This window comes from uncultured Bacillus sp., from assembly GCF_958411575.1.
GTDB lineage: Bacteria > Bacillota > Bacilli > Bacillales > Bacillaceae > Bacillus > Bacillus spizizenii.
The window spans coordinates 114764-122607 of the sequence record NZ_CATYRA010000002.1 but is presented as its reverse complement, the minus strand read 5'-3'; the positions used below and the strand labels follow the sequence as shown (position 1 = coordinate 122607).

Sequence of the window (7844 nt, the reverse complement as noted above, 5' to 3'; positions counted from 1 at the left end):
CGCGCTGCCCCCATTTCACCTGCGAATTTTTATGTAGATTCTCAGTTAATTTCCATACAAACCTTTGATTCTCGTTTTGACTTCGTCATGATGAAATGTTTTCTCATGCATTTTCAATTCCTGTTCTATGACGCGCGGCAGCTGCTCACGAAGCGGGGCCACCAAATGATCTTTTAATGTAATCAATGAGTTTCTCGGCTTTTCCGCCAGTTCATGTGCCAGCTCCACCGCATAATCTACTACTTCCGCACGGGGAAGCACTTTAAAAGGAACCCCTCTTTTTTCAAGATCAGCTCCGCGATAGCTGCCCGCATTCATCAATATTTCCTGGGCCAGGCTGAATCCCAGTTTTTCAGGCACAATAAAGGTAGCGCCCATTCCAGGCGTAAATCCGTACTTCATAAAATTAGCCGTGTACACACTCTCTCTGCTTAGAATGACAATGTCAGCAAAGAGCCCCATGACAAAGCCGCCTCCAATTCCGTGGCCCTGCATGGCCGCAATGACCGGAATCTCGCAATCCATCGCCAGAGAATAAAGATTGTCATCCGTGAACTTAGTTAACCCCTGCTGAATTCGAAGCAGGCCTTCTTGCGTTCCTCCTGAAGCAAAATAATTATCATATCCTGTCAAAATGACCGCTTTATAATTGGGTTGCTGCCGAATGAATTCAAACGCTTGTATTAAACCATCTGTAAGCTCTTGTGAAAACGCATTTTTATGAGTGCGGTCATGCATCTTTACCTGAATAATGGCGGGTTCAATTTCGATGAGCTCTACAACAGAATGCGTCATGATGTCCTCCTAACGGTTTCTGATTGTCATCTTTTCGGATTACTGATCCTCCCATGGAAATTGCCCTGTTTCAACATACCTGATGATTCCCATTTGATTGTGAGGATCAGAAAACATGACTTGATTTGCATTTAATGCGATGGATTTCGAACGGCTGACTTGATGATCAAGTGAGCCCATAAACTGTTTATAACGTGCGATTCCCATTTTATTCAGCCTCCGCAAACGCAATAAATGCTTTCTCAGCAGAACCTCACTTTGAGCATCAAAGGCATCTATTAACCCCCATTCACTGGCTTCCTGAACGGAAATCGGCTTTGTCATAAGTGTCATATAATGTGCTTTCTGCCAGCCGATCCGGCGGACCAAAAACGGTAAAACACAAGCCGGATACAGACCGAACAACAGCTCAGAGAGACTGAATGATGCTGTTTCATCAGCAATGGCAATATCTGTGGCCGATACGAATCCAAGGCCGCCGGCATTCACTTTTCCCCTGACATGCGAAATCGTGACATAAGAGCCGGTCTGTAATTTCAGCCACAAATCATAAAGAGGCTCTTGGGACCTTGCCTGTTTTCTGCCGCTTTTCATTTCCTGATAGATTTCTTGAAAATCCGCGCCAAAGCAAAATACCTCGGGAAGCCCTTCTAACACAACAACCGTAACCGATGATGTTTCACATTGGTTTAACACTTGTAAACATTCTTCAATAAGTGTGTCATTAATCGTATTATTCGCTTCAGGGCGGTGAAATGTGATATAGCAAACCGACTCTTGAATGCGGACCTTTATCGTTTGATAGGTCACGAGATCCACCTGTATTTCCGATGAAACTCAGAAATTTCTTCCAAAAACAAGCGCGACTTCTTTTGTGTAACCTGCATGATGCCCGGTATCATCTCAAAATCTAGCTTTACATTGCGCGTCCCGAACCGCACCATCCCGCTCCCCTTAAACAGCAGTTCATACTCATCCATAGAGAGCTGATATCGGCGATCTAAATGCTTCTCAATGCCAAATGAATGCTGACGTTCCTGTCCTTGTGGAGTTGTAATTCCGCTGTAAAATTCAGAACAGCAGCCTGATCCGTAAGAAAAACAGCCGATTCGTTTAGGCGAATCAAACCGCCCTTGGTCTATCGTGCTGGCCAATGCAAGAAACAAGGCAGCCCCCATAATATTTCCAACCCGTTGGCAGTAGTTTAAACCTGGCTTAACCCGATTTAAAAAATCCGTTTCAATCTCAGCTGTTTTCATCTTCGCCACCTTGCGCATCATTGTTCGGTGCGCACCTTTCACCATCCCGCCAAATGGTGTATGGTAAGCAAGATATTGAAACGTGTCCTGATAACTTGCACCGGGTACACGTTTTTGGTATTCCAGAAAGGCCTGTTCGCAGCAATCCAGATATGACATTAAAGACAGGTCAGAATCTCCCGCTTCACTGTCGGGAATGGGACGGCAGGTATCCATCACTTCATAGCCGTAATAGCCATTTGCTCCTGGATCTATTTGAAACACCTCGGGATTTTCCCCTACCAAAACAGCCACCGCTCCCGCTCCGGCGCTCGGTTCGGCATAAGACCAGTCTTCACTTAAAGCGTCTCCGCCCTCAGCGATTAAAAAACGCGAAATATCACTGGCGATAACCAGTGCTTTGGCACCCGGAGAAGTCTGGGATAATATAAAATTCACCGCCATCTGAAATCCCGCGGTTCCTGAATAACATGCTTGTTTAATCTCAAACAAACGGCAGTTGCGGTTAAGTCCTAAATATTCATGGATATATGTGCTTAACGATTTCCCAAAGTCAATCCCGGATTCAGAGCAAGTGATCAGCAATTCAATCCGGTCCTTTTCTGCTTCGGTTAAAGCATCAATAATCGGCTTAGCTGCATTGACTCCAAAGGTCACTGGATCTTCATAAGGCAGTGCTACCGCTTTTTCTTTCATTAATAAATTTTCAAATCTGGCAGTATCTAAGTGTCTGTATTTGGCCAGTTCCATGACATCTAGGTATGCCGTTCCGCCAAAGACATTCATCGCTTCTATTCCGGCTGAAACCATTTATGATTCGCCTCCACATTTCTCAATGTTTTTTATACAAACCGCGGTGTTCATTCCGCCAAACCCCATACTTAAGCTCAGCGCATTTTTGATGCGGTATGAAATCGATTTCTCATTTACCCAATGAAAGGAATCATCGATCGGATGATCCAAATTCCGGCTCGGGTGAAGGGCAAATTCTCTCATTTGCAGCAGAACAGAAATAATCTCTACAATGCCCGCAGCACTAAGCCCGTGCCCGGTTATCGATTTTGTTGCATTTATATAAGCATGAGAAAGCCGGCATGCATGCAGCGCCTTTAATTCAATTTCATCTCCAATATAAGAACCTGTTCCATGGGGATTAATATAATCAATCTCTTCTGGTGAAAGACCTGCACGCTTCAGCGCCTCCTGGATGACATGAATCTCTCCTTCTAATGAAGGATCGGGATTCCTGTTCCCGTCTAGTTTGATAGACCATCCAGACAATGCTGCATAAGGTTTAACACCTCGGCGTACAGCCGTCTCCTTTCGTTCTATCACCAATGCGCCGCATGACTCTCCATAAATAAACCCGTCTCTGTTCTGATCGAAGGGACGGCACGCTTTTTCAGGTGCATCAGCATATTTGTCCGTTCCCATAGCGCCTAAAGCCCTGAGCGCTTCGCATTCCATGTAAGAAAGATCCATTAATGCACCCAGTGCTATGCAAACATCAACCTCACCTGATAAGACTTGCTGAATCGCATGAATGACTGCTAATTGGCCGCTGGCGGAGGCTCCTCCTACCGTATAAGCTAAGCCCGTGATGCCAAACTGATCTGTGCATAGCCCGCAAAGGTCGCTATCCATAAAAGACAAGCCATACGACGGCGAAATAAAGCTAGAGCGATCTTGATAACTTTCATAAAGCTGTAAAGTTTCTCTCTGCTGAAAATTTGATCCACCGACTACAAGTCCGATACGTGCGGAATCTGTATCGTCTAATTCAGCCTCCTCCCAAGCCTCTGAGAGAGTTACCAATGCAGCACGGCTGGAAAATGATGCTTTACGCAACAATTTTTTAGAAAGGCGGTCGGGATAAGACAATGATGCAATTTCAGCTCCGATAAACCTGCTGTCTTTTTGTCTGCCTGGACGCTTCAAGACATCAAAGGCATGCCTGCCGGACAGCAGCGAGGAAGCAAAGTCCTCTTTCCCTTGACCGATGGCGGCAGTGACGCCTAAACCGGTCACCACCACCTCAGACAGATTGCACTTTGTCATAAAGCACCTCAGCTAATTCGCCGATGTTTTTCACCCCGGACAGCTCAATGCGGGGAATTTTTAATGATAGATCCTCAAGCACCATTGTGATAATTTCTGCTCTGTCTACAGAGTCAGCTCCTAACTCAACTAACTGATCTTGAGGGGCAAAACTGTGTCCATCTAACTCAGGAAGCACCTCACAAATATTGGTGACTAACACTTCAAAGATTCTCTGTTTATCCATAACGCGCTCTCTCCTTCAAGGGATCATTTCAGCCCTTTTTATAGGTATATTTTCACAATATTCTAACTATTAATCTTCTGCTCTGATTAATACGAAGGTTGATACATTGATTGCGTCCGTTCATGAAGCAATGCTGCCGTTTCTGTCATTAATATTTTTCCGATCTCATCCACATGGCGATTGCGCCAGTTTTCTAATTCCGATCCTTTGACCCATTGATTAAAAGCTCCTAAAGCCGGACCGCAGTGAATTTGATAATCGACCTTCGAATGTTCGCTTCCGCTGATTGCCAAGTTGGAGCTGTATCTGAAGTACCACCTGAAAATCAAAGCCATTTTATGCTTCGGATTTCGTTCAGCCTTCTCAATTTCTGCCATGGGATAATGCAATGTAATATCTTTATAAATGTCTTCTATACTACGTTTGAAGTATTTCTCCTCAAGCTGAGTCAACATCTTGGCATCCAGCTCACGTATTGACCCATATCGCTGGTACAGTTCATATAACTTGCTTGCCCGCGCCGGAAAGAACACGCCTTTCTTCAACACTTGCACTTTGCTGCCCGACTCAAACATATCACCCGCAGGCGCATAGGCTGTATCTTGTACATTCATCTGCTGAAGCAAATCCTTTACTTTATCACTTGTTGCCGCCTCAACCGTACATTGATTGATTGAGCCTGTAACAATAAAATCCGCACCGAGCATAAAAGCTGCCACCGCTGCATCAGGCGTTCCAATTCCTCCAGCTGCACCAACTCTTATTGTTTTCGGATATTGATATTTTTTCATCATTTCATCTCTTAATGATGTCATCGCAGGCATCAAGCTGTATGCCACACCGCCATCTGTATGACCGCCTGAATCAGCTTCCACACAAATATCGTCAGCCACCGGAATGCGCCGCAATAATTCAGCTTCACTCACTGTGATTTTATTTTCTCCTAACAGCTTTTGCAGCATATTCTCAGGCGCAGGGCTCAGAAATGATTCTGCAACTTCAGGCCGTGATATTTTCGCAATGATACGATTTGAGCTTATAATTTCACCATTGGGGTTTCGTTTCACTCCTTTTGCGCGATACCTTACCAATGCTGGAGTGACACTTAAAAATGCTGAAGCTTCTACATTTCTCACTTGAAGCTTTAATAAAAGATCGATCATTTTTTCTTCTGATTCAGTATGTTTCATATTGTGGACGAGATTGATGCCATAGGCTTGTCCTTCCCCTAACTCCCCTTGAATGGTGAGAATGGCATCTTCAACCTCATTCAGACTCAGGCCGCCTGTGCCAAAGAATCCCATCATTCCCGCTCTTGACAGCTTTACTACCATTTCTTTCGAAGCAATGCCGCGGTACATTCCTCCTGCAAGATAAGCATATGTAAGATGATAATCCCGTTTAAACTCATCACTTCCTAAAGACTCTGCCGTAATCCCAGCTTGAACATTAGGTCGATGGTCAGAAGTTTCTGGATGACTTGAAGCAAGTTTCTTTTCGGGTGCATGGGTTAACGGTTCTGCTTCATTTTTAATCCGATGGATGAGGCCGGTCAAAACAGTTCCAGGCCCGATCTCTTCAAACTCCATTTCCCCTCTTCCCATCAGAAAACGTATGCTGTCCGTCCATTTCACTGTGCTGTCCATTTGTTCAGATAACGTCTCTTTTAACCTGTCCTGACGATACGGCTCTGCATAGACATTCGAGATAACCGGGATAGCCAAAGGCCCAAAATGGAATGAGTCAATAAATTGCTTAAACTCCTGTTTTGCTTCATTCATATATCTGGAATGAAAAGCTCCGCTTACGTTTAAAGGATGAAACAGCTTTACATCCTTGGTGTTTTCAAAAACCGTTCGGGCTTTTTCAATCTCTTTTTTTTGGCCGGAAATCACAATTTGCCGGGGTGTATTTTCATTTGCCACATCAATGTCATGGAGTCGGTGCTCTTCTAAAACGGCTGTAACTTCTTCCTTATTCAGACCGATCACAGCAGCCATTCCGCCTCCTGTAATTCGTCCCATCAGTTCGCCTCTTTTTTTGACGAGTCTTAAGCCGGTTCCAAAATCAAATGCCCCCGCTGCAAACAGCGCATTGTATTCTCCTAAGCTATGACCGGCCGCAAAATCAGGTTTTCTGCCGGTCTCCTCCACTCTCTTCAAATAATTGAGTGCATTGACGACGTACAAAGCCGGCTGCGTGTACTGAGTATGGTTTAAATCCAAATAGGATTTTTCGGTACAGAGCTTTTCTATTGAATAGCCCAATATTTGATCTGCTTGGTCAGTCAAATGCTGATAGTGTTCAAATAACTCTTGTCCCATCCCCTTTTGCTGGGAGCCTTGCCCTGGAAAAACATATGTAATCATCTTGTAAACTTCCTTTCTGGTTTACGGAAACACTCAACCGTATTCAGATTTTTCAGCTCCTGATGAAATGGTGTCATAATCGAGCAGCAGCGGTTCGCTGAATCTCCCGGGATCAGCTGTTTCACAAAAGCAGCTAAGGTGCCGGACGGACCTAAATCGATATACCGGCACGTATGCTGGCTTTCCAAATATCGAATCGCTTCGCGAAATCTCATTGGTTCTCTGACAGCATTCCAAAAGAAATGCTTGTCCATTTCGTGAAGGCAGCTTCCCGTTAAACTCGATACAATCGGTATTGATGGGTTTTTGAAAGAGATTGATTTTAAAAATTCTGCATAGGCACTTTCTGCCGGATCAATAAGCGAAGAATGAAAGGCATAAGACACAGGCAGCAGCTGGCAAAGAATCTGTTTCTCTTTTAAATCCCCCATGATATGCTTTATGTTTTCTTCTTCACCAGAAATGACGAAGTGCGAATCATAATTGATAGAAATGAGTTCACTATTTCCAAACAGCTGCGGATGATCATTCAGTAATTGCGGTTTATCAAGAATGGCAAGCATTTTCCCTTTATCGCAAGATTTTTGGATGACTATAGCCTGTTCAAGTATGCAATCCAGTATATTCTCTGCGTCTGACACACCTGAAACAGCGGCCGATGCGAATTCTCCCAGACTTGATCCTAATACGTAGTCAGGATAGATCCCCCTGTCTTCCAAAACTTTGTATAAAGAATACTCCACCATAAAGATTGCAGGGTGGGAAAAAAGAATGCTGTCAAACGGATCCGACACACGTTTAGCCGGATGATAAATTTCTTCAACAATGGATGTTCCGATTCGCCGCGCTGCCATGGCATCCATTTCATGCATCGATTGACGAAACACGATATTTTCCTTAAATAATTCCTTTCCCATATGATAGTACTGGGAACCTTGTCCGGAAAACATAAAAACGAGCGGTTCATTCATATGCATAACCTACTTTTTTTATATTTATGACAGCTATTTAGATTTCTCTCAATGTATACAATACACAGCAGCGAGTGAAATGTGATATTTAATTGAAAAGACATAATGTAAAAAATAAGAAGAATCAACTAATAGGAGGATTGCTTTTGGTGCTCTGGATGCGGCT

At 44.0% G+C, this 7844-nt stretch carries 7 protein-coding genes; all 7 read right to left on the bottom strand.

Features of this window, described 5'->3' with window-relative positions:
- Window positions 1–45 precede the first annotated feature (45 nt).
- On the bottom strand, window positions 46–795 hold the full coding sequence (locus Q5C82_RS04425; RefSeq protein ID WP_003221053.1) for a polyketide synthase: 750 nt from the start codon (window positions 793–795) through the stop codon (window positions 46–48).
- 39 nt (window positions 796–834) lie between these two features.
- Complete coding sequence (locus Q5C82_RS04420; RefSeq protein ID WP_079996364.1) at window positions 835–1614, bottom strand: enoyl-CoA hydratase/isomerase; 780 nt, start codon at window positions 1612–1614, stop codon at window positions 835–837.
- Complete coding sequence (gene pksG / locus Q5C82_RS04415; protein WP_003221049.1) at window positions 1602–2864, bottom strand: polyketide biosynthesis 3-hydroxy-3-methylglutaryl-ACP synthase PksG; 1263 nt, start codon at window positions 2862–2864, stop codon at window positions 1602–1604. The genes Q5C82_RS04420 and pksG overlap by 13 nt, the downstream gene beginning before the upstream one ends.
- Window positions 2865–4112: a beta-ketoacyl synthase N-terminal-like domain-containing protein gene (locus Q5C82_RS04410; RefSeq protein ID WP_032727210.1), complete on the bottom strand. Its 1248-nt coding sequence runs from the start codon at window positions 4110–4112 to the stop codon at window positions 2865–2867.
- On the bottom strand, window positions 4090–4338 hold the full coding sequence (locus Q5C82_RS04405; protein ID WP_003221045.1) for an acyl carrier protein: 249 nt from the start codon (window positions 4336–4338) through the stop codon (window positions 4090–4092). The genes Q5C82_RS04410 and Q5C82_RS04405 overlap by 23 nt, the downstream gene beginning before the upstream one ends.
- 86 nt (window positions 4339–4424) lie before the next feature.
- Window positions 4425–6707: an ACP S-malonyltransferase gene (gene fabD, locus Q5C82_RS04400; protein WP_003221043.1), complete on the bottom strand. Its 2283-nt coding sequence runs from the start codon at window positions 6705–6707 to the stop codon at window positions 4425–4427.
- A complete protein-coding gene (locus Q5C82_RS04395; protein ID WP_003221041.1) occupies window positions 6704–7678 on the bottom strand; it encodes an acyltransferase domain-containing protein in 975 nt (324 codons plus the stop codon). Before Q5C82_RS04395 ends, fabD begins: the two co-directional genes overlap by 4 nt.
- Between the last annotated feature and the right edge of the window lie 166 nt (window positions 7679–7844).